This window comes from Shewanella sp. BF02_Schw, from assembly GCF_014596695.2.
GTDB lineage: Bacteria > Pseudomonadota > Gammaproteobacteria > Enterobacterales > Shewanellaceae > Shewanella.
This window is the reverse complement of sequence record NZ_JABKAW020000001.1, coordinates 1435912-1458473: the sequence shown is the minus strand read 5'-3', so window position 1 is coordinate 1458473 and position 22562 is coordinate 1435912. Positions and strand designations below refer to the sequence as shown.

Annotated in this window: 17 protein-coding genes and 1 pseudogene; 15 read left to right on the top strand and 3 right to left on the bottom strand. The window is 41.7% G+C overall.

Features of this window, described 5'->3' with window-relative positions; all coding sequences use genetic code 11:
- The first annotated feature begins 61 nt into the window (after positions 1-61).
- A complete protein-coding gene (locus tag HNW13_RS06505) occupies positions 62-1357 on the top strand; it encodes an amidohydrolase family protein (protein ID WP_192114976.1) in 1296 nt (431 codons plus the stop codon).
- Positions 1358-1813: 456 nt separating this feature from the next.
- Here HNW13_RS06505 and HNW13_RS06500 read toward each other — a convergent pair whose 3' ends face one another.
- Complete coding sequence (locus tag HNW13_RS06500; protein WP_192114977.1) at positions 1814-2710, bottom strand: CLCA_X family protein; 897 nt, start codon at positions 2708-2710, stop codon at positions 1814-1816.
- A 612-nt stretch (positions 2711-3322) separates the two neighbouring features.
- Between HNW13_RS06500 and HNW13_RS06495 the strand changes: the two are divergent.
- The 7 genes and pseudogenes from HNW13_RS06495 (at position 3323) to HNW13_RS06465 (ending at position 10004) form a co-directional block, all read left to right on the top strand.
- Positions 3323-3646 (top strand): annotated as a pseudogene (locus tag HNW13_RS06495) (heavy metal-binding domain-containing protein).
- 154 nt (positions 3647-3800) lie between these two features.
- Positions 3801-4253: a DUF302 domain-containing protein gene (locus HNW13_RS06490; RefSeq protein WP_192114978.1), complete on the top strand. Its 453-nt coding sequence runs from the start codon at positions 3801-3803 to the stop codon at positions 4251-4253.
- Between the two features lie 388 nt (positions 4254-4641).
- A complete protein-coding gene (locus HNW13_RS06485; RefSeq protein WP_192114979.1) occupies positions 4642-5349 on the top strand; it encodes an SDR family oxidoreductase in 708 nt (235 codons plus the stop codon).
- A gap of 493 nt (positions 5350-5842) precedes the next feature.
- Complete coding sequence (locus HNW13_RS06480) at positions 5843-6673, top strand: EAL domain-containing protein (protein WP_192114980.1); 831 nt, start codon at positions 5843-5845, stop codon at positions 6671-6673.
- Positions 6674-7466: 793 nt separating this feature from the next.
- Complete coding sequence (gene gloA / locus HNW13_RS06475; RefSeq protein WP_192114981.1) at positions 7467-7853, top strand: lactoylglutathione lyase; 387 nt, start codon at positions 7467-7469, stop codon at positions 7851-7853.
- A gap of 13 nt (positions 7854-7866) precedes the next feature.
- On the top strand, positions 7867-8967 hold the full coding sequence (locus tag HNW13_RS06470) for an alkene reductase (RefSeq protein WP_192114982.1): 1101 nt from the start codon (positions 7867-7869) through the stop codon (positions 8965-8967).
- Between the two features lie 176 nt (positions 8968-9143).
- On the top strand, positions 9144-10004 hold the full coding sequence (locus HNW13_RS06465) for a DMT family transporter (protein ID WP_192114983.1): 861 nt from the start codon (positions 9144-9146) through the stop codon (positions 10002-10004).
- Positions 10005-10386: 382 nt separating this feature from the next.
- On the opposite strand, the gene HNW13_RS06460 is transcribed toward HNW13_RS06465, so the two are convergent.
- Positions 10387-11220: a mechanosensitive ion channel family protein gene (locus HNW13_RS06460; RefSeq protein WP_101087229.1), complete on the bottom strand. Its 834-nt coding sequence runs from the start codon at positions 11218-11220 to the stop codon at positions 10387-10389.
- Between the two features lie 284 nt (positions 11221-11504).
- Positions 11505-12338 carry a hypothetical protein gene (locus HNW13_RS06455; protein WP_192114984.1) on the bottom strand — a complete coding sequence of 278 codons (834 nt, stop codon included), beginning with the start codon at positions 12336-12338 and terminating at the stop codon, positions 11505-11507.
- Positions 12339-12961: 623 nt separating this feature from the next.
- Between HNW13_RS06455 and hyaA the strand changes: the two genes are divergently transcribed.
- From hyaA to hypB, 7 genes are all read left to right on the top strand, one after another.
- On the top strand, positions 12962-14098 hold the full coding sequence (gene hyaA / locus HNW13_RS06450; RefSeq protein ID WP_192114985.1) for a nickel-dependent hydrogenase small subunit: 1137 nt from the start codon (positions 12962-12964) through the stop codon (positions 14096-14098).
- 2 nt (positions 14099-14100) lie between these two features.
- Positions 14101-15804 carry a nickel-dependent hydrogenase large subunit gene (gene hyaB, locus HNW13_RS06445; protein ID WP_011637560.1) on the top strand — a complete coding sequence of 568 codons (1704 nt, stop codon included), beginning with the start codon at positions 14101-14103 and terminating at the stop codon, positions 15802-15804.
- 31 nt (positions 15805-15835) lie between these two features.
- Complete coding sequence (cybH, locus tag HNW13_RS06440) at positions 15836-16504, top strand: Ni/Fe-hydrogenase, b-type cytochrome subunit (protein WP_192114986.1); 669 nt, start codon at positions 15836-15838, stop codon at positions 16502-16504.
- 15 nt (positions 16505-16519) lie between these two features.
- Positions 16520-17074, top strand: coding sequence for a HyaD/HybD family hydrogenase maturation endopeptidase (locus HNW13_RS06435; protein WP_101087100.1), 555 nt, complete (start codon positions 16520-16522; stop codon positions 17072-17074).
- Entirely contained in the window at positions 17061-19100 is a 2040-nt protein-coding gene (locus tag HNW13_RS06430) for a NiFe hydrogenase (protein WP_192114987.1), read from the top strand. Before HNW13_RS06435 ends, HNW13_RS06430 begins: the two co-directional genes overlap by 14 nt.
- Before the next feature lie 55 nt (positions 19101-19155).
- Positions 19156-21567, top strand: a complete 2412-nt coding sequence (gene hypF, locus HNW13_RS06425; RefSeq protein WP_192114988.1) for a carbamoyltransferase HypF — start codon at positions 19156-19158, stop codon at positions 21565-21567.
- A gap of 274 nt (positions 21568-21841) precedes the next feature.
- Positions 21842-22561: a hydrogenase nickel incorporation protein HypB gene (gene hypB, locus HNW13_RS06420; RefSeq protein ID WP_192114989.1), complete on the top strand. Its 720-nt coding sequence runs from the start codon at positions 21842-21844 to the stop codon at positions 22559-22561.
- The last annotated feature ends 1 nt before the right edge of the window (position 22562 follow it).

Below are 22562 nucleotides of genomic sequence, written 5' to 3'. Positions count from 1 at the left end.
TACGATACAAAGTAAACAATGTCCGCGCCTAACAATAACAACACAGGATTTTAAAATAGTCATGCCTTTAAAAAACAATAAGATTAATGCGATTTCATTCGCCCTTAGCCTAATTTTAGGTACCACTTTTATCACCCCAGCGATTGCCCAAGACACGCTGATTTTAGCCGATGCGTATATCGACGTAGCCAAAGGTAAAAGCATTAATGATGCTGCGATTATCGTATCAAACAATCAAATCATTAAGGTTACTACCGCGGCAAACATCAACAATAAAGCCGATTACAGTTTGATTGACCTTAAGGGTAAAACGCTGGTGCCTGGTGTGATGGATATGCACGTGCATTTATCCTTTGATGCCGAAGATAACTTTTTAGAGTCGATGAATTATTCAGTGCCTAGGCAAACAGTTAAAGCCGTTAAAAATGCTCAAAAAACCTTGCTAGCGGGCTTTACCACAGTGCGAGACTTAGGCGCATCGGGTTATTCCGTTATTGCCACTCGTGATGGAATAGATGCTGGCGATATTCCTGGGCCCCGTATTTGGGCTGTGGGCCATGCAATTGGGATCACTGGCGGGCATTGCGATGATAACTTCCCTGCACCAGAAGCTCATGCAAAAGCTCAAGGTGTTGCAGACGGCCCTTGGGAAGTGCGCACTAAAGTACGTGAAAACATTAAATACGGTGCCAATGCGATTAAAGTCTGTGCCACTGGTGGGGTATTTTCTAAAGGTACTCAAGTTGGTGCGCAGCAAATGACTTACGAAGAACTCAAATCTGCTGCAGATGAAGCGCATATGCGCGGCCTTGTTATTGCCGCCCATGCTCATGGTACCAGCGGCATTAAAGATGCGATACGCGCAGGTATCGATAGCATTGAACATTGTAGTTTTATGGATGATGAAGCCATTAAGATGGCAATAAAAGCAGGCACGTATTTGTCTTGCGACATTTACAACACCGAATACACCCTCGCCTATGGCGCGGCTAACGGCGTACCAGAAGCCAATATCAACAAAGAAAAGCAAGTGTCGCAAGCTCAGCGCGACAGCTTTAGAAAAGCCGTTAAGGCTGGCGCTAAGATGGTGTTTGGTTCCGATGCCGCTATTTATCCTCATGGCGATAACGGTAAGCAGTTCTCGCGCATGGTGACATTTGGCATGACGCCTATTCAAGCGCTGCAGGCCGCTACCATTAATAGTGCTGCCTTGATAAAACAAGATAACCTAGGTCAGATTAAAGCAGGATTTATGGCAGATATTATCGCTGTCGATGGTAATCCGCTGGATAACATTAGCTTGATGGAAAACGTCACCTTTGTGATGAAAGACGGTGTGGTATACAAACAGCTTTAGAGCACAAGCTAAAGGCTATCGCTATCTAGAATGAGTGTCTAAAATGAGTCTCTAACATTAGTCTCTAAAATTAGTCTCTAAAATTGGCATCTTAAGGCTGCTATCAGCTTGAATATACTTAGCGGTCTAGTCCTGATGATTTATCGCAGGACGGAACTAGCAACAACATACCAAGGCCTGGCTTAATCGCTTGGCCTTTTTTTATTATTTTATAATCTAAGTGAGCTGATATGACTTGAAGGGATGTAATGACAAGACCTTATGACTAAAGGCTGTTTGCTTTGTTATGGACTGCTTTTTCACGCTAGGTTTTTATTGACTCAAGATGATTATTCGTCCAAAGGCTGTTACTGGCTCAAGGCTGTTACTGGCTCAAGGCAGTTAGTCGGCTCAAGGCTGTTATTTGACTGATGCCTATTGTCGACTCAACGCTGCACCTTATTATATCAGCTACTTTTAACCATTCTGCTTATCAAACGCGAGCCCTAAAGGTTCAAAATATTCCATCATGGCTTGATATATTTCACGGCAGTGTTGTGCGTCGGGATAAGCGCCATGTTTAGCTAGTGGCGAGTCGATAGTACTGTTAACCAGGTACGGATTGGATATATTGGCATAATCTTGTGAATACATTTCAATGCAAGATTCAAAGGCGCGCGCCATCATTTCGGTCGGTTTAGCAAAGTAATGGCAGCGTTGCTGTTTATCGAGTGCGATGGAGCGACGCACATAGTCGTGTGGCTCTTGGCCGTTGGCGCTCAGCAAGGTCACTTTAAATAAGCTAGAGAGTTTATTATTCAACGGGTGAGCGATTATGGATTTATCGGCCAGCCAATTGTCGCTGGCACAAGCAAATAAATTGGCACGACTTAAGTTAGCCCTAGTTGTATTGGTCGTTTGCTCTGATATTACAAGCGACGACAAATACGGGTCTAATATACTGTCGTCGATAAACATTTTATCGGCGATATAGTGATCGAATGCATGCCAAAATTCATGAGCTAACGACCCTGCTCCGGCATTTTTGGCTAATGCCAGTTCCCGGTATGCTGGCGAATAATGAGCTTGCACACCTTTTTGGCCGCCATGGCCAAAGGCAAAGTGTAAGCTACCGCGTAAACCAATCAACTCTGGCGGTACTGCTAATATGTTGGCTAAGTCTGCTAGTGAGTCAAATATCAAATTAGCCGCAAGTGCCGACTCCTCACGGTTAACCCATTTGCCAACACGGATATGCTGCAAACCAAAAGTGTGTTTAATATCGAGAAAACTGACCGAATCGCCATTTCGATAGTCGGGCCCGATACGTTCAAAATGACGTTGATGATTTAATAATGAATGATGTGAAGCCAAACATACCTCTGTTGTCACTAAAGCGATTGCCAAAAATGTTTACACAAAAACGAATGCTGAACCTAGTAGTTAATTATGCCATGGTTAACGCCATAAACCGCCCTATAAAAATAAAGTGATAGTAAAAAACACCGCTAACGTAGGCTAATGCCACCAGCACACCACTAGAATAACTATTCATAATTATGCAAAAATAAAAGTATTACCCTCGGTAAATTTTTAACCTTCATTCATTTTAATGCATATCTACTCAAAATAAGTCTGCGCAGGTTACATAAAAGCGACCTATAAAACACCGAGCGTATTTTACTCTGCCATTAAGTTGTCTATTACAATACTCACTAAGTGACCTATTACGTCCACCAGCATTTTATGGATCGTCTAGATTACGATTCTGTATTATGAATCTACATTACGGCTATTGATTACGGCTCTTCATCACGACCCTTTATTGCTTCTCTTCAATACGACTCATCATTACTTCCCTTTATTACAAGATGCGCCTAAAGCGTAAACAACAGTATTGGGGGTCAGTTAAGTATCACTAATTGGATTCCTATTTAAGCGTGTTAGCAGTACGATGGTTTACGATTGATTTTTCATGGAGGATTTATGATTTATACCACGACTGAAACCATTCCTGGTCGGGACATTATCGAGATTGTCGGCGTTGTAACCGGTAATGTGGTTCAATCTAAACATATTGGTCGAGACATTATGGCCGGCTTAAAAAGCATTGTGGGTGGCGAAATCCGCGGTTACACCGAAATGTTATCTGATGCCTGAGATGTCGCAGTTGAGCGTTTAGTTGCCAGTGCGGCACAAAAAGGGGCTGATGCGATTGTGGGGTTCCGCTTTACGACAAGTGCCATTATGGATGGCTCGTCTGAAATTATGGCTTTTGGTACTGCGGTTAAATTAGGGCCAAGCAGATAAATACGCCTGAAACTAAACGGGTATTAATAGTATTTGCGAACAACAAATACTTAAGTCGATTTTTATATCCTTGATGTTAGCCGAGTTTATCGCCGAAATGCTTCTAATGACCAAACATAACTAGTATGACCAAACATAACGAATAGGTGATTTTATGATTAAAAATATTTCTTTAGCCGTTGCCATGTTGATAACGTCTACTCATGCCTTTGCGGTAGAAAGCCTTATCACTGTTGAAAGCCATTACTCGGCCAAAGAAACGGCAGATAGGTTTGAGTCGATCATAAAAGACAAAGGTTTTACGGTTTTTTCCAGGATTGATCATCAAAAAAATGCCGCCGGTGTGAACTTAACTCTGAGACCAACTGAAGTGATTATTTTCGGTAACCCTAACATCGGTACTCAATTAATGCAGTGTAACCAACTTGTCGCGATTGACTTGCCACAAAAGGTATTGATTAGCGAGGATGCTGATAACAAGGTTTGGCTGTCGTATAACAATCCGCAGTACATTAAACAGCGTCATAGTATTGCAGGCTGCGATAAGGTTATTAATAAAATCTCTGGTGTCCTCAATACATTAAGCCTTGCTGCAACGTCTAAGTAGTTATTTCGCAGCTAGTCGTTTGAGCAAGGCTATTGGCGCGAACATTTTGAACGAGTAAATTGAACGAGTATATTGAACGAATATATTGAACGAATATATTGAGTGATCATTTATAGCCACCAGCTTATTAATTCGGAGCGAGTATACGAGGAATAAGCAAAGCATAACGATGATCACTCAGCCATTGTGTGTTATCGAATGACGATTCTTATCGCAACACAGAGTAAACAAATCGAATCACATCAGCAGTGGCACAACTTCAAGATGGTATTTATCAATATTTTATATCTATATTTTACATCTATCTTTTTCACAAGAATTTACACAAGAATTTTTCAATAGAATTTACCAGAAAAGTTATATAAAACAATCGATTTAGAGGTTTTCAATGAATAGTGAAGTGGTATTAATCAGCGGTGCGAATAGAGGTATTGGTTTAGCGTTAACAGAGCAATATCTTGTCAACGGTTGCAGCGTCATAGCAACCTGTAGAGATGGCGCAACAACGACTGAGCTTTTGTCGTTGAAGGCTCAGTTTGCTGACAAATTATTGATTGAGTCACTGGATATCACGAGCTCTGAATCAATCCAGCGCTTAGCGAATAATCTCAGCCAACAAAATATTAGTCTCGATTTAATTGTTAATAATGCGGGCTTTTTAGATGGAGATAATCACAGTATTCATGCTATTGATTATACTGACGCTGAAATGTGTTTTAAAGTGAACGCGCTCGGGCCATTATTTTTAACACACTGTTTATTAAAACTATTGAATAAAAATCGTTTATGCAAAATAGCGATTATCTCTTCTTCTAAGGGATCACTATCACAAGCACAAGGTGTCGACTGGTATGGTTACCGAATGTCTAAAGCCGCAGCCAATATGTTAACTGTGAATTTATCGACTGAACTGGTTAATAATAACGTCGCGGTGGTATCGGTTCATCCTGGTTGGGTGCAAACGGATATGGGCGGCAGCTCTGCAAAGGTAAAGGTTAATGATTCCGCCCTTGGGATTATAAAAGTGATCAACAATTTATCGATTCACAATACCGGTCAGTTTTATGATGTTAACGGTGAACAACTGCCGTTCTAATCAGCGCATCAATCCGTACAACAAACTACCGACCGCTTTATTGGTAATTCATTGGTCAGATTTGGGCTACTGTTAGTGCGTAAAGATGGTGAATATGATGTTTTTTTATTAAGCAATTAGCCAACAAATTGACCGATATACTATTTAATACTCGATAATGTGTAATGATATTTGTGTGTGGCTTGCCTTAAAAATTGAAATGGGTAAGATGTTGTTTTAATGTCTTTATCGTTGATATTATTATGATGTCTGAGTGTTAATCCACACAGTGTGGCAACATCGATTAAGTCGACAGTTAATCAAATTAAAATTGATACAATTAAGATGAGTTTTATCTTTTCCTGCCGCATAGCGGCTAAGCTCAACAAACACTTAATGTTGATTTGCAACGCGCTGCATTGGTAATGTTTTTAGTCATTACCATGCAAGGTAGAATCCTAAGTTGCGTTACGGCATAGCTTAAGCGAGCGTTATATTAATTGAGGTTGCTACAATGGAAACAAAGCCAATAATTTATGACAGATTTACTTGTAATAAATGTTTTGATAAAAGCAGCCTTGATTTTGATTTCACCATGGCTTTTCAGCCAATTATTAACTGTAAGACCAATAGCATATTTGGCTATGAAGCATTGGTACGTGGTTTACAGAATGAATCGGCCTTTTCGATCATTTCTCAAGTCAATGATGATAATCGTTACCTCTTTGATCAACTTTGCCGCGTTAAAGCCATCGCACTGGCGGCGAAACTAAAGCTAGATTCAATGCTTAGCATTAACTTTCTCCCAAATGCTATTTATAAACCTGAGCGCTGTATTCGCACAACCTTAGAAGCCGCTAAAGAGTATAACTTCCCAACCAACAGAATCATGTTTGAATTTACAGAAAATGAGAACATTAGTGATACTGCATTTGTTAAGAGTATCGTTGAGTATTATAAGCAATCAGGATTTATCACCGCATTAGACGATTTTGGTTCTGGCTATGCCGGTTTGGGACTGTTGGCTGATTTTCAAACCAACATTATCAAATTTGATATGAAGCTTGTTCGTAATATCGACCAAGATAAAACCCGACAAGCTATTATAAAAAACTGCTTAAACTTGTTTACTGAACTTAACATTACCTCTTTGGCTGAAGGCGTAGAGACAATAGAAGAAATGCAATGGTTACGCGATTGTGGCATTGAGCTGATGCAAGGTTATTTATTTGCCAAACCTGGCTTTGAATCCCTACCGCTAGTTGATTTTGACGAGATATACCGCATCGAAAGTCAGATTAAGACTCAACCTACTCTGAGCTTAAATGACGGTGCGGGTATATAAGCTTAAGGTCGAGACTCATCATTACCTCAATGCACATTATTATTTATGCCATTGAGTGTATTCCACTCGAGTATGGCGCAAGTGTTCAAAGGCAATAGGGTTAGATGTTTCGTGCATAGGTTGAATGGCTTGTGGTATTTCTTAGTTAACAGTCTGTGACATAACCGGCATCGAAATAGCGGTAAAGATTATCGCAACAATGGTTAATCTTATTTTCATGCTGCTGCCCAATATTTATTGAGCCTAAATATTTCTACACTGCGTCATTAATGCGCCTATGCTATAGGCGTAATACTCTTTGCAACAACAAAAACGCACTATCACCATGGTTTAATGGTTAAAAAGCAGTTCATACATCTGTGCCTAAGCTAAAATTTAGACGATAAAGCGTGCCTCTTTTTTGCAAAAATCAGAGAGATCACAGACCGTTTTCATTTGTATTTGAGGGGCACATTGTCAACTTTCGGTTTGCTTTGCATGATAATGTTTATTGTCACCATGATAACCAGCAAATAATTTGTTAATTATGTTCAAAAAATTTTGGATGTTAATTGTTAAACCCTCCATTGATAACGTTTTATTATTAAAAGGATAAGTTTTAATAATTTATTGTTTAGCCTTGTTCACTGTATATTACGTCTATCGAACATCATTCATCATTCATACGCACGCACGCACGCACGCCTTATAGTGTAATTTATCCGATTGTTTATGCGGTTGTTTATTCGTTTGTTTATTCGGGAATGGGCACGTTCGCCGATGCGTTTAAAAGATGTCGCTTAAAGAGAGAGTTATGAAATTTTTACACACTATGTTGAGAGTCATTGACCTAGAAAAATCAATCGAGTTTTATACCCATGTGCTAGGCATGAAAGTGCTAGAAAGAACCGAAAACAAAGACTATCGCTACACCTTAGTTTTTGTGGGTTATGGCACTCAAGCAGACAGCACCACAATTGAATTAACCTATAACTGGGACACCAATGAGTATGACCATGGTAATGCTTTTGGTCATATTGCGCTGGGTGTAGGGGATATTTATAGTGCCTGTAATGACATTAAAGCACGCGGTGGCAACGTCACCCGTGAACCAGGACCGGTAAAAGGTGGTTCAACCCACATCGCCTTTATCGTCGATCCTGATGGATACCAAATTGAGCTCATCCAAATTAGCAAGTAAAGAGGAATACAGAATGAACAATGCACTATTTCAACCAATACAGCTCGGTAAACTCTCTTTAAAAAATCGTATTGTTATGCCACCAATGACGCGCTCGCGCTCAACCCAACCGGGTAATGTGGCTAATGAGATGATGGCTGAATATTATGCTCAGCGAGCATCCGCGGGTCTTATTATTACAGAAGGCACCCAAATATCAGTCATGGGCCAAGGCTACGCATGGACGCCAGGTATTTATTCTGCAGAACAAATTGCCGGGTGGCAGAAAGTCACCAAAGCGGTTCATGCACAAAATGGCACTATCTTCGCTCAGCTTTGGCACGTTGGTCGAGTGTCTCACCCTGATAATATCGGTGGTCAACAACCTATTTCGTCTTCTGCACTAAAAGCCCAAAATGTAAAAGTGTTTGTGGATAATGGTACCGACGAACCCGGTTTTGTTGACGTGGTAGTGGCTCGTGAAATGTCTAAAGCTGACATTGAACACGTGATTGGCGAATATCGTCAAGCAGCGTTAAATGCGATTGAAGCCGGTTTTGATGGCGTAGAACTGCATGCTGCTAACGGTTATTTAATTAACCAGTTTATCGATTCTGAAGCGAATAATCGTATCGACGAATATGGTGGTAGTATCGAAAACCGCCTGCGCTTCCTGGGTGAAGTGGTTGGTGCAATGACCCAGGCCATTGGCGCTGATCGTGTTGGTGTTCGTCTTGCGCCATTCACATCGCTAAATGGTACTGTTGATGCAACGCCGATAGACACCTACATTGCCGCGGCAGCATTACTTAATAGCCTCAATGTGGTCTACATCCATGTGGCTGAAGTTGATTGGGATGATGCCCCAGAGACACCAACAGTATTTAAAGATACGGTTCGCGACGTTTATAAAGGTGTGCTTATTTATGCGGGACGTTATAACGGCGAAAATGGATCTCAGGCCATTGATGCTGGTGTAGCGGATATGATTGGTTTTGGCCGACCATTTGTCTCCAATCCAGATCTGGTAAACCGTATTAAGCATAACTATCCATTAGCGTCTCACAACCCAGAGACATTATTTGGTGGTGCTGAACGCGGGTATACTGATTACCCCGAATACAGCCCAAGCTAATAGTAATCACACTGTTTAGTTGAGTTAATATGTGAGCGATTCTGTCGTAAGGTAGGATCGCTTTATACGTATACATCATTTATTAATCACGACATATCTTTTGGTTTTCTCGTATCATTGCGACTTGCCAAGAGCCTTGCCCCTTTAGCCATCCCTCAGCTGGAACAAACGGTTTGATGAAACAAGAAGCGTTGCGCGGCAAAATATCCTTATTACTGGCCACAATGCTTGCGGCTGTGGGATGGATATCCTCCAAACTTGTTATTTTAGAGATGCCTGGAGAGGTGTTTATTGCTGCTCGCTTCTTAATCGCGAGTCTGATTTTATTGCCTTTTTGTTATAAGCAGATTTATGCACTCAGGTCTAAGCAAATTGCCGCGCTTTGTGGCGTTGGCATGGTATTAGCCGCTTCGATTGAAGTATGGGTTCACGCGATTACCATCTCTAGTACTTTGTCTGAAGGTGCTTTTATCATGAGCCTGGCGATGATTATAGCCCCGTTTATTTCTTGGCTATTATTCAAAGTAAGACCTAACCGCATGTTTTGGATATCGCTGCCTATTACTTGTATAGGCATTATGTTATTGACCATCACAACTGGCTGGGAAGTTGATAACAGCCAGTGGTTTTTCTTATTATCATCGGCACTGCTGTCATTGCATTTTGTATTGAATAAGCGGGTCTTGACCAATATAAAACCGTTAACATCCATCTGCGTACAATTATTCATGGTGGGCATTGTGGGTTGCGTGATTATGGCTGCGGTTTCACCTGAACATTTTGAGATAAATGGTCATGTGCTATTTTGGTTTGCGGTATCAACGGTTATCGCAACCAGTGTGCGTTATTTGCTTCAAACTGTCGGTCAATTTAGCGTTAAAATTGAAACCGCTTCGCTGATCATGATTTTAGAACCCATTTGGACATTAATATTGTCTATCAGCTTTCTTGATGAGGTAGTTGAAATGCAAAAGCTTATTGGTGGCGGGGTTATTTTATTGTCACTGTTTATTTACATCAAATATTCTAAAAAATAGTGCGTAAAAAGCTTTATTTATGACATCTACAACATCTACAACATCTACAACGCTGAGTATATCAATGTTGTAATAACCTATTTTTCGGTTTGTTAACCACGGCGCTGTATTCGCTACGCAAATGCATACGGTGGGAGGTACACAACGCCTTATATACTGAGGTGTAACTCAATTGTTGAGACTAAGCTGAGATGAGTCTATAAACGCTACTGAAAGGTCATGATGACGAGTAATAGACACATGCAAAGACTTTGTATTGATGTTATTGATGTTATTGATGCTAAAACACAGTGAAGTTAATGATTAATCCCAGTGTTGAACTGAGATTAATCATGCCGTGCGGACTAAACATGTAGAGCGATAGAGAGCGATTTAAGATGAATTAGCTAAAGTTTTCGTGGTAAGCAATCATAAAGTCTTCTCTTATTAACTGCTCTAAATGTATGGCGCGTTCGGTGGGGCAAAAAATCATGATATGCACATTTTGCTCGCCGTTGATGCCGCTGGTGATATGAATATGCGGTTCGCTGCCAGGTAAATCGACACCAGCATGTTTTTCTATCACACCGTTGTAACGCTTAGCCACTTCGATAAAGTCTTCACAGTGCTGTTCTATTTGGCGGGTTAACCCAGGAAACAGTGTATAGAGATTAACAAACTGGACCACGGTAATGGTTATGTTGTGGTAAACATAACGTTTCATAAAGTTGAGGTTTTTCACCGCATAGGTAAAAAACATACTGTTAGGTAATGTCGCGGTTTTACCGGTGTAATGATATTGACCTTGATCAAGGTCGATCTCTTGGATAACGGTGGCCATTAAGTTATGTTCAATCACTTCGCCATATATTTTCCCTACTTCAATCCAATCACCAATCACAAATGAACGTGAACTCGCGCGTTGTATTGAGCCGGTAAAGCAAAGAATAATTTCTTTTGATGCTATCACTATGGCAATGGCAATGGCGGTAACAGACAGTGCAAACTTGCTAACTTCGGATTGCCAAAGCATGAACAAAATAACCAGTATTAAAATGAAGGTGCCATTTTTAGTGCGTGACATCCATTTGCGTTGCACATCAGAAAGAAAAGCGACGTCGCCACGAATACTTGAAATGATAAAACGTTTTATCACTGAGATAAGCATTATTATTAACACCGTTAATAATAATTTGTGTTCGAGAAAAAAATCGACGATCAAAGCTATATTATCTATCAAACTTGTTACCTACGTTGTTTTTGTTTCCACACTCATGGTGCTGAATTACGGACATTCCGGCCGTCACTCTATTGGCAATAGCAGCAGAAGACAAGGTAATTAGGCCATAACAGTATGAGGTCTAACCTGGTGCAGCAGTAAAAACTTAGTCAACGTCGGTAAATTAGCCCCTTCATATACACGAAAAAACCATTAATGTAGCTGACATTAATGGTTTTATCCGTATCGAGATTCGCAATATTGACGTGATATTGAAGTGAATATTTTAGCTGGTGATCATTTTAGTTAGTTTGGTAGTAAATAACGGTTGGTGTTATCGCTATAACATCATCATATCGATACCCCAAAGCATTTGGCTGCCCTTTTACCGGCTTAACATCTGAGTTGTCGCTTAGCTTAACTCCCCAATGATTATTACTGATACCATCGAAAATAATATTTATTACGCCGTCACTTTCTTTAACCATCGCGGCAATGTGGTGCTTGGCCATAATGTCTCTTACCTTAGCTGAGCGTGATGAGCACAAATCACACGCTTCTATATTGGTGACATTTTTAAAATATGTGGCATCGGCTGAAGGTACAAACCCAGCTACCGCTGACGGTTGATATTGAATAATACCTGCGGGGGTGAAAAATGCATTATTGACTCTAAATACATTATCATCTGAGCGCTGAACAATAGTGATATCGACGTTGTCCTTAAAAAAACGACTGATTACGTCTTGCTCTATCAGCAATATGTTGATGGCCTTAACCCTTTGGTCTCGACATGATTTTTCATTGCACAGCACTCTATTGGGCAAACTGGTGACAAATTGGGGATCGGCTTTAAATATCGCGTGACTCATTACACCTAAATTGAAGTTAGCAAAATCATTTTTATCCTCTGCAGAGGTAAATTTTGTTGGATGCACATCAAGCACCCCATACGGTGAGGCTAACCCAGGCAATATTTCTGCAATGCCATTTTTGGGTAATAAACCCCGTAAATGATTAATTGTTGCACGGTACTCTTTATCGGAGTCTGCCGTGAGGAAGTTAGGCAAGTTGTTTGCGCTGGTAACGATAGGCACGAGCAATGGACATAACAAAAATAGATAAGTGGCTCTCATGGGTGAGTAACATCCTTTTAATGTCATTGTTAACGTCATAGTTAATGTCATTGATGTTTAAGTAAAACACATCTTTGTTGTCATAATGTTATAAAAACAAGCAAAGTTAAAGCCGTGTCTAATCAAATTGTGAGTTTATCTTATGGATAAATTAGCATTTTTTGTCCAGCTTACTTCGCTGTACGTTGTCATTATTAGCATTCTTTAATCAATGATACCTGCTCTGTATTCGGTAAACGGATGACACGTTCACTCATAATAAGCAGAACCAGTTATTAGCCGTTTAACCATGACGTTATCCTGTGGCGGAGATGGCTAGTGATAAGTATCCAACGAGCATCCGCTCCGCACACAACTAGATTGAACAAGATTTAACTCGCCAACATCAGCAAGTCTATAAATAATAACGTCAATAAAATGGTGATCTGCGACAATTTGTCCGATTTCATTTTTGTTAACTTGATCAACATCATGTATTCGACGATATAGCCCTACATATGCTAAGGAAATATCTTACAAGTTGATTTACATCAAAGACCATTTTTGGCTGAGTTTTAATATTGATACCGATGGATTGCAACTAATTATTAGCCACTGAGCTAACTTAAGCAGAAGGTATCAACATGGACACACATGCAGCCCTTTATAAACAGGGTCAAGACCGCCTTGATTATTTACGCCAATTTGCCCAACGTCAGCCCGTGTCACTACAACAAAAAATGGCCAACATTGGGATATCTCGTCGAGACTTCATTAAGTGGACCGCGTCGGTCACTGCAATGTTTGCCTTGCCCCTACCCTTTAGTAATCTGGTTGCCGAAGCGGCAGAATTAGCCGACCGAGTGCCGCTAATTTGGTTACATTTAGCCGAATGTACTGGCTGTTCTGAGTCATTAATTCGTACCGACACGCCCAACCTCGACACATTGATTTTCGATCATATCTCGCTTGAATATCACGAAACCTTAATGGCAGCCGCTGGCTGGCAAGCAGAAGAGAACCTAGAAAACGCTCTTGAAACCTACAAAGGTCGGTATTTGCTGGCCGTTGAAGGTGCGGTCCCTACCGCCAATAACGGCACCTTTTTAACCGTGGGTTGTAAAGGTCATACGGGTTTACACATTGTTAAGGAAGCAGCTGAAAATGCTGCCGCGATTATCTCCGTTGGTACTTGCGCTGCTTTTGGCGGTGTACAAGCCGCTGCACCTAACCCGACTGGGGCAAAAGGTGTTTACGAAGTGGTCGATAAACCTGTGATTAACTTAGGCGGTTGCCCTCCGAGCGAAAAGAACATTGTTGGCACGCTAATGTATTTCATTATGTTCGGTAAGTTACCTGCACTGGATATGTTTAATCGTCCTAAATGGGCTTACGGCGCACGGGTACATGATAACTGTGAACGTCGTGGGCGCTTTGATGCTGGTGAGTTTGTTGAAGAATTTGGTGATGAAGGTGCTAAAGAAGGTTACTGCCTTTATAAAGTCGGCTGTAAAGGCCCATATACCTACAACAACTGCCCTACTGAGCGTTTTAACCATCACACCAGTTGGCCAGTGTTAGCGGGTCATGGCTGTATGGGTTGCTCTGAGCCGAATTTTTGGGATGACATGGCGGACTTTGAAAAACCGCTAGGACGCCAACTTTTACATGGCATAGATGCCACCGCTGACACCATTGGTGCGGTCATTTTAGGCGCTACCGTTGTTGGTATTGGCGCCCATGCAGTTGCTAGCGTATTTGCTAAGCCTTTGGAGGAATAATCATGAGTAAACGTGTCGTTATCGACCCTATCACCCGTATCGAAGGCCATTTACGTGTCGAAGTTGAAGTGGATGACAATAATGTCATTACCAAGGCTTGGTCTTCGTCGACCTTATGGCGAGGTATTGAGGTTATTTTAAAAGGCCGAACTCCAATGGATGTGGGCTTAATTGTGCAGCGTATTTGTGGCGTATGTACCTATTCGCATTATCGTTGCGGTACTGAGGCCGTTGAAAATGCCCTTGGGGTTAAGATCCCACTTAATGCTAAATACCTGCGCAGCATAATGCAGTCATCACTCTACATGCATGATCATATTGTGCATTTTTATCATCTACATGGTTTGGATTGGGTGGATGTGGTATCAGCATTAAGTGCCGACCCAGCCTTAGCGGCTAAAGTGGCAATGAATTATTCTGATGCACCGATTGCTGCCGGTGAAGGTGAATTAAAAGCGGTACAGGCACGAGTGAAAGGCTTGGTCGAAACCGGAAAACTGGGTCCATTTGCCAATGCCTATTGGGGTAATGGTACTTATCGTTTTACCCCTGAGCAAAACCTCATTGCGTTATCGCATTATTTAAAAGCACTTGAAGTACAACGTGTGGCAGCTGAAATGTTAGCTATTTTTGGCGGCAAATCGCCACATCCACAGTCTATTGTTGTGGGCGGCGTAACCTCAGTACGTGACATGTTAAGCCCTGCCCGTTTACAAGAATGGAAACAAAAGCACGCTATCGTGCAAGACTTTATTGAGCGAGCTTACCAAGCCGATATTGTGATGGCAGCAGAAGCATTTGGTACAGAAGCCAGTGTACTTGGCGGCGTAAATGTTAACAGTTTCTTGTGCGGTGAAGATTTTATTACAACCGATGGCGAGTACTTATTTAACCAAGGGGTCATTTTAAACGGTGATTTAGCCAATGTATTGGATATCGACCCGAGCTTGATTAAAGAAGATGTGACTCACGCCTGGTATAAAGCTGATGGTCCGCAACATCCATATCAAGGAACCACCATTCCTGATTACACCGGGTTTATTGAGCGCGACACTGTGTATGGCAAATTGCCCACCATTAATGGCGATGGTAAATACTCGTGGGTTAAGTCTCCGCGTTACCAAGATGAACCGATTGAAGTAGGTCCACTAGCGTGTTTGTTGGTTAACTATGCCCGTGGCAATCAAGTTGTGGTCAATGCGGTTGATGGTTTGTTAGCTCGCACTGGTTTGCCTCTTGAAGCATTGTTTACCACTTTAGGCCGTACTGCTGCACGTATGTTGCAAACGGTGTTGGTTGGCCAGGCCAGTTTGCAAACCTTTGATGCTTTACTGGTGAATATACAGTCGGATCAGTCTACTTACGTTAAACCTGAAATAGACCCAGACCGTGTTTACGAAGGTTATTCGATGATTGAAGCCCCTCGCGGCATGTTAAGTCATTGGATCCGGATTAAAGATGCCAAAGTCGAAAACTACCAAGCTGTGGTTCCTACTACCTGGAACGCAGGCCCTGTGGATGCTAACGGTAAAATGGGCCCATACGAAGCTTCGTTGATTGGTTTGAAACTTGAAGACCCAACTAAGCCGTTAGAAGTCATTCGCATTATTCATTCCTTTGATCCTTGTATGGCGTGTTCCGTTCACGTGATGGATTACAAGAAACACACCCTAGGTCAATTTAAAATTGATCCAAATGGGTTTTAATCAAAGGTAATGGAGTAGGAGGGATAAAAGTATGGAACATATTGCAACCCATAATCGGCAGCTGATATTTACTCCAGCGATTCGAATATTTCACTGGTTACGCGCTCTGGCCATTTTGGTATTAGTGATCACCGGATTTTATATCTCGTGGCCATTTTTAGTGGCGCCTGCCAGCACTGATGTATTGGTACAAGGTTGGATCCGCTTTGCCCATATCATTTTTGGATTTTTGTTAACCAGTATTACCTTTGTGCGTTTTTACTTGTTTTTCTTTAGTCGTATTAACAATGAAAGACGATCATTTAAAGATGTGCTATCGCCTCGAAGCTGGATATCGCAAATAAAATCCTATTTTTGGATGGGCAGTTTAGACAAAGCCGGCGTTTACGGACCATTACAGTTTATGACCTATGTGGCCATTTCGTTTGTCGCCTTGATTATGTGTATCACCGGCTTAGTGCTGTACGCCAATGTGTACCATTTAGGTATTGGCGGAATGCTCGGTGATGTATCGGCATGGATAACCGGCCTCTGTGGTGGTTTAGCGCCACTGCGGATTTATCATCATTACTTAACATGGGCCTTCATCATCTTTGTGGTGATCCACATGTATATGGCGGTGTGGTCGGGTATTCGCTTTAAACATAATTCAGTCGATTCTATTGTGTCTGGTTATGACTATCACAAAGTACATAAATAGGATGAATGAATAATTGTGAAAAAAATATTGCTGTTAGGTATAGGCAATGTATTGTACGCCGATGAAGGAGTCGGCGTGCATTTTGTTAATTATATCAAAGACAAATACCAATTCAGCCACCAAACTGACAGCATAGATATTGTCGACGGTGGCACCCTAGCTCAAGGCCTTATTCCGATGATAAGCCAGTACGACCATTTGATTGTGGTCGATACGGTTAATAGTGTTGGTGTGGAGCCCGGTGAAGTGTACTTTTTTGATTTTGATCACGCCCCTGCTGAAATTGATTGGCAAGGCAGTGCTCATGAAGTGGAAATGCTGCAAACACTCAACATGATGGACATTGTGGGTGATAGACCTCACACGTTTGTATTAGGCGTTACCCCGACCGTGATTGAGCCAATGACTTTGGGGCTTACACCACATTTACATGCCGCCATTCCGCTAATGGAACATGCTCTGTTAACCCATTTGACCGACTTAGGGTTTAGCCAGCAGATTGTGGCTGATATTACTATTGATGAGGTGATTCCTGACGCCTATAAGCGAGGTTGCTATGTCGATGCATAACATTCGATTTGATTTTGTATGCCAACGCCATGTGCCCTTATATGAGCACTTGTGTAATCAATACCTGGAGCGCAACGAATTTAATATCAGTATTGGTGCTGAATCCGAGCCTCAAACCAGTAAAATACGTTACTTTATTGAGGCCTTTGCTACGCAAGCGCAACTTGAAGCGTTAGCCGATGAGATTGCCAGTGATTTTTTGTTATCCGTTTGGTTACTTGACACTCACATTCAGCGGATTGAGCAACACAGCGGACAGCGAAAACCATTTAAGATTAAACCGCTTTATTCTGGTTTACCGCTGTATTTTTGTCAGCATTGCCAACCACAATTTGGCGATAATCAACATCCCTCTTTTGGTGATATTAATCTGCAATGTCATCATTGTATGGGACATGAAAAACTCAGTCGCGATGAAAAATCGTTAACTCAGGCCGACATCGCCGCGATGGCAAACCGCCTACTAAGCCATAAGGCTCTACCCTTACCTATTCTTGGGATCACGTTATGGTTGACCCCACCCGCGGCCATATTCTCCTCAACCATACAACCCTCAACCATACTCCCCTCAACAATATCGCAAAATGCAGATGATCAACGCATAAACTCATCACAGACCAATGCGCCTATAACCGCAATAACCACAACAATAAAATATCAACGGCCGCGAATATTAGTCTGTAATCCCAATTCTTTAAATAGCCATTTTATTGTTAATGACAGCCAAGTGTTGGCATTATCTAGCATCGAAAAACCGTTACTAAGAGTACGACCAAGTAGCGATCACCCCAGTTTATTAGCGCCACTGTATGAAATTCAATTTGCTGAAAATCGTTTGTTAGTGATACTCACGGAAGTGTTACGCCAAAAAGGCATTAATTGGTTGCATGTCACTCATGATATTGACCTGCATACTAGCCAAGAAGCCTTGCTCAATAAGCCGCTGCGTTTGGCCAGTGTTAATCAACAATGGTTACCCATTACCACCCTAGGTAATGGCACCATACCGTTACCCACTAACGTAACCTGTTTGCATGATGAGCATCATTACCAAGATGATCTGCATACGTTTACGGTTCAAAGTTCTACAACTGACATTAATTGGCGAGTGAGTGACAACGATGCTAAACCTTCTAATTCACGGTCAGCTTTACCGTTAGCTGTGCCAGCTGTTTTAGCGAGCTCTTGCGCAGATGATTCGAGCACGATCACTAACGATATTACTACCAGCTTATGTGCGTTAAATGCCGCGGTACTGCGCTGTGACCCCAATAAAAATCATCATAAAGCACAATTTGTTAAGCATGCTGCGGTATTGTATTTCAGCCAACATAATACTTGCCAAATTGTCACCCTCGACAGCCAAAGTAAGCCTGAGTTATTTTTCCAATTACCGACGTTGCCGACAACAGGTTATGAGATTTGTCATAGTTTGTCTGAGTCTCCTCAAAAAAGCCTGTTAGATAAGTTTAAACAATTATTTCCTGCCGAATATAATCAATTATTGGACCTGCACATTCAAGCCAACGATGGTGCATTGTCTCAGCTAATGGCTGTTGCTACCCTGATTATTGGTGCCTATCCAGTAGAAACCGCTCAACGTGTGACGGTAACCGAACTTGCCGATAAATTTATTGCTTTAGCGATGGCGCATCATGGCAACAATGCACCACGCATTGACTTTCCACTCACCAAAGGTGCCGCACATCGTAGCCTTAATTGGTGTAAAACATTCGGCTCGTTAATGAGTTTCAAGTTGGCAGGCGAGACTAACTTAGCAAAACTTGCGTTTGCATTTCATGACTCGTTTGCCGACTACTTAAGCCATTGGGTTGAACATTTAGATCAAAATATTGGCGTAAAACAATTAGTGATTGCAGGAAGCGAATTTGCTAATCCGGTGTTAACTGATCGGGTGCAATTACGCATTGGTAAAAACTTTCCGCTGCTGGTTAATCCATTACTGGATTTAGATGGCGTTAATATCGCAATTGGAGGGCTATATCTCAAACAACGACGTGGATAAAAGGTATCTTAAGGTATATCAGTTATTGCTTATCCTTGTATGAGATTGAGTCCTTATGAAACCATTACAGCAAGTTACCATTATTGTTAAAGGTATTGTACAAGGGGTTGGTTTTCGCCCCTTTGTGTTTCGTTTGGCACATCAGTTAACTTTACTCGGTAGTGTGCTGAATAATCACCTTGGGGTGACGATTGTTTTACAGGGTAATAGCGAACAGATTGAACAGTTTATCGATACATTAGCTAAATCCCCGCCGCCATTAGCGCGAATTGATGCTATTGAGGTTACTCATCAAACTCAATTAAGTTTGTTTGACAAATTTAGTATTATTGAAAGCCATGCCTCTACTGACGAACATGCAAATGTGGCTATTTCGGCCGACATGAGTATTTGCCGAGATTGTCTTAACGACATTAATGATCCTCAAAACCGTCACTATCAATATCCGTTTACTAATTGCACCAATTGCGGTCCGCGCTATACCATTATCAACGCCCTGCCTTATGACCGATGCAACACCGCCATGGCTGATTTTGAGATGTGCGAAGATTGCCACGCCGCTTATACCAACCCAATGAATCGACGCTACCATGCCCAACCTGTCAGTTGCCCACATTGTGGCCCACAGTTAACCTTTAGCGTCATCAATGCTCGTGCTGAATGTCTTTATGATTCATCGATGTTAATAGCATTAGAGCAAGCCGTTGAAATGATAAACCGTGGTGGCATCATCGCCATTAAAGGTTTAGGCGGTTTTCATTTGGTGTGTGATGCCACCAATAACGATGCGGTTGCAGCCCTGCGCGAACGTAAACAACGCCTCGCTAAGCCATTAGCGATAATGGTGACCAACTTAGCCCAAGCAAAATTATGTGTCAGCGGTACTGAAACGGAATGGCAAGTGTTAACCAGCCCTGAGAAGCCGATTACTTTGATGACCAAACGTGTTGTTAGTAATGATAACAGTGGTAATGGTAAAGATGATGGATCAAATAATGGGCCGATCAGACTGAGTCCATTGCTAGCGCCGGGTATTGATCGCCTTGGAGTATTTTTACCCTACACACCATTACATCATTTATTGATGCAGCGATTACAGAAACCCATTGTAGCGACTAGCGCCAATCGCAGCGGTGAACCCATTATTGGTAATCAGGCTGACATTGAACAGTATTTAAGCCATGTAGTTGATGGGATACTCGACCATAATCGGCCGATTATTAATGCTTGTGATGACAGTGTGGTACAAGTGATTGACGAGCAACTGCAAGTGATTCGATTGGCTCGCGGTTATGCGCCGCTAACCATTAATTTGCATACACCAATGCTATCAAACAGCCAAAACAGCGTGTTGGCTGTTGGCGCACAACAGAAAAATACGGTCGCATTCGGTTTTGCCGATAATTTGATTGTATCACCGCACATTGGTGATTTATTCAGCCTTGAAGCAGAGCAATATTTTAGCCGAAGCTTAGCGACGTTTAAGCGTTTGTATGACTTCAGCCCGAGTCATATTGTGCATGATAATCACCCGCAATATGCGCCGACACAATGGGCGGAAAATTACCAATCGGAACATCACCTTTTGCCATCTCATTGTATTGGCATACAACACCATTTCGCCCATGTGTTATCGGTTATGGCGATGCACCAACGCACTGAGAAAGTATTAGGATTCAGTTTTGATGGCACAGGCTTAGGTGATGACGCTACATTATGGGGCAGCGAAGTGATGCTTGCTGATGTTGACGGTTTTACCACTGTGGCCCACTTTAGTTGCTTTAAGCTCATTGGCGGTGAACAAGCCATTAAACACCCGGTTAGAATTCTGCTGGCATTATTGTTTGAACGGATGTCGCTTGAACAAGTGCTTATACTCCCGATTGCCGCTATAGCCGATTTGGGCAGCAAAACTGTCACTAATTTGTATCAATTATGGCGTAACAATAGCCATTGTATTGAATGTCGATCTGTTGGACGTTTATTTGATGCTCTTGCGGTGGCGTTAGGCTTTATTGGTAGCTCGCAATACGAAGGCCAAGCGGGAATGATGATTGAAGCGGCAGCCAATGCCTATAATTTCAAGTCAAATATTGAACCTTTATCTGTAACACTCAACACCATAAGCGACACTGACTCACAACCAATTCAATGGCACAGTAGCGACTTTATCACTCAATTAGTTAACTGTGCTGTGGAAAGCTCACATAACCCTTTAATTAACCAACAAATATGTTGGCATTTTATCAATGTTATTAGCCAGCAATTGGATAGCATTGGGCAGCAATATCCCCAGTTACCGCAGGTATTTTGTGGTGGTGTATTTCAAAACAAAACCTTACTAAGCCAGTGCATTTATGATTGTAAACGTGGCCAACGGCAAGTTTTGCCCAGTGGCCATATTCCCATTAATGACGGTGGTATTGCATTAGGTCAATTGTGGTATGCCATACATCACATGGCGTAGGCTTAGGTGTATCAAATACTAATGACAATTTAACCACTGTAAGTAACTTGAATAGATTAATTTTTATCATAATCCGGCTGGCAGCCGGTATCGATAACGCTGCAATGCTACATCAATGTTGACCTTCAGATAATTGTGGCTTTGGTCACATAATTAACGTAATAACACTGTTGTTCACAGTGTTTATTGCAAAAACTGATGTGTATCAAAGAATCCTTAATCCACTTAACCGACACTAGTTAATAAGAATAACAACAAGGTTAAGGAACATAACATGTGTAAAGATTGCGGCTGTTCAATTACCCATGATCATGACCATACTCTTCATAGTAATCCTCAGCTTAACGATAAAAAGACCTTAGCGGTTATCCATAAAATATTGGATAAAAATGATGTCGAAGCACAACATAATCGTGATCATTTTGCGGCTCATCAGGTCAGCGCCTTTAATCTAATGAGTAGTCCTGGCAGCGGTAAAACCAGTCTTTTAGAATGTTTACATGAATACCTTGATGCTCGCTATGCCGTGATCGAAGGCGACCTTGAAACCTCACGCGATGCCGACCGTTTAATTGCCAAGGGTATCAACGCCTATCAAATTCAAACTGGCTCTGCCTGTCACCTCGATGCATTTATGGTTCACGGTGCACTGCATCACATTAATTTAGATGATATTGATATTTGCTTCGTTGAGAACGTCGGTAATCTTGTGTGTCCTGCCAGTTATGATGTTGGCACCCATAAAAATATTGTGTTGTTATCAGTGCCTGAAGGTGACGATAAAATTGAGAAGTATCCGGTGATGTTCCGCCGAGCAGATTTAGTGGTTATCACCAAATCTGACCTACTTCCTTACTTTGACTTTAGTATTGACGAAGCCAAAGCACAGTTAAGTAAATTAAATCCAGATGTGGAATTACTCGTTGTATCAGTGAAAAACCCTGATTCGATGAAAGTATTAGCAACGTGGTTTGATGAACATAAGGAATATTAGC

Coding starts and splice junctions, on each gene's coding strand:
- HNW13_RS06505 (WP_192114976.1), top strand. CDS start 62: ATGCCTTTAAAAAACAATAAGATTAATGCGATTTCATTCGCCCTTAGC.
- HNW13_RS06490 (WP_192114978.1), top strand. CDS start 3,801: ATGATTAAAAATATTTCTTTAGCCGTTGCCATGTTGATAACGTCTACT.
- HNW13_RS06485 (WP_192114979.1), top strand. CDS start 4,642: ATGAATAGTGAAGTGGTATTAATCAGCGGTGCGAATAGAGGTATTGGT.
- HNW13_RS06480 (WP_192114980.1), top strand. CDS start 5,843: ATGGAAACAAAGCCAATAATTTATGACAGATTTACTTGTAATAAATGT.
- gloA (WP_192114981.1), top strand. CDS start 7,467: ATGAAATTTTTACACACTATGTTGAGAGTCATTGACCTAGAAAAATCA.
- HNW13_RS06470 (WP_192114982.1), top strand. CDS start 7,867: ATGAACAATGCACTATTTCAACCAATACAGCTCGGTAAACTCTCTTTA.
- HNW13_RS06465 (WP_192114983.1), top strand. CDS start 9,144: ATGAAACAAGAAGCGTTGCGCGGCAAAATATCCTTATTACTGGCCACA.
- HNW13_RS06455 (WP_192114984.1), bottom strand. CDS start 12,338: ATGAGAGCCACTTATCTATTTTTGTTATGTCCATTGCTCGTGCCTATC.
- hyaA (WP_192114985.1), top strand. CDS start 12,962: ATGGACACACATGCAGCCCTTTATAAACAGGGTCAAGACCGCCTTGAT.
- hyaB (WP_011637560.1), top strand. CDS start 14,101: ATGAGTAAACGTGTCGTTATCGACCCTATCACCCGTATCGAAGGCCAT.
- cybH (WP_192114986.1), top strand. CDS start 15,836: ATGGAACATATTGCAACCCATAATCGGCAGCTGATATTTACTCCAGCG.
- HNW13_RS06430 (WP_192114987.1), top strand. CDS start 17,061: ATGTCGATGCATAACATTCGATTTGATTTTGTATGCCAACGCCATGTG.
- hypF (WP_192114988.1), top strand. CDS start 19,156: ATGAAACCATTACAGCAAGTTACCATTATTGTTAAAGGTATTGTACAA.
- hypB (WP_192114989.1), top strand. CDS start 21,842: ATGTGTAAAGATTGCGGCTGTTCAATTACCCATGATCATGACCATACT.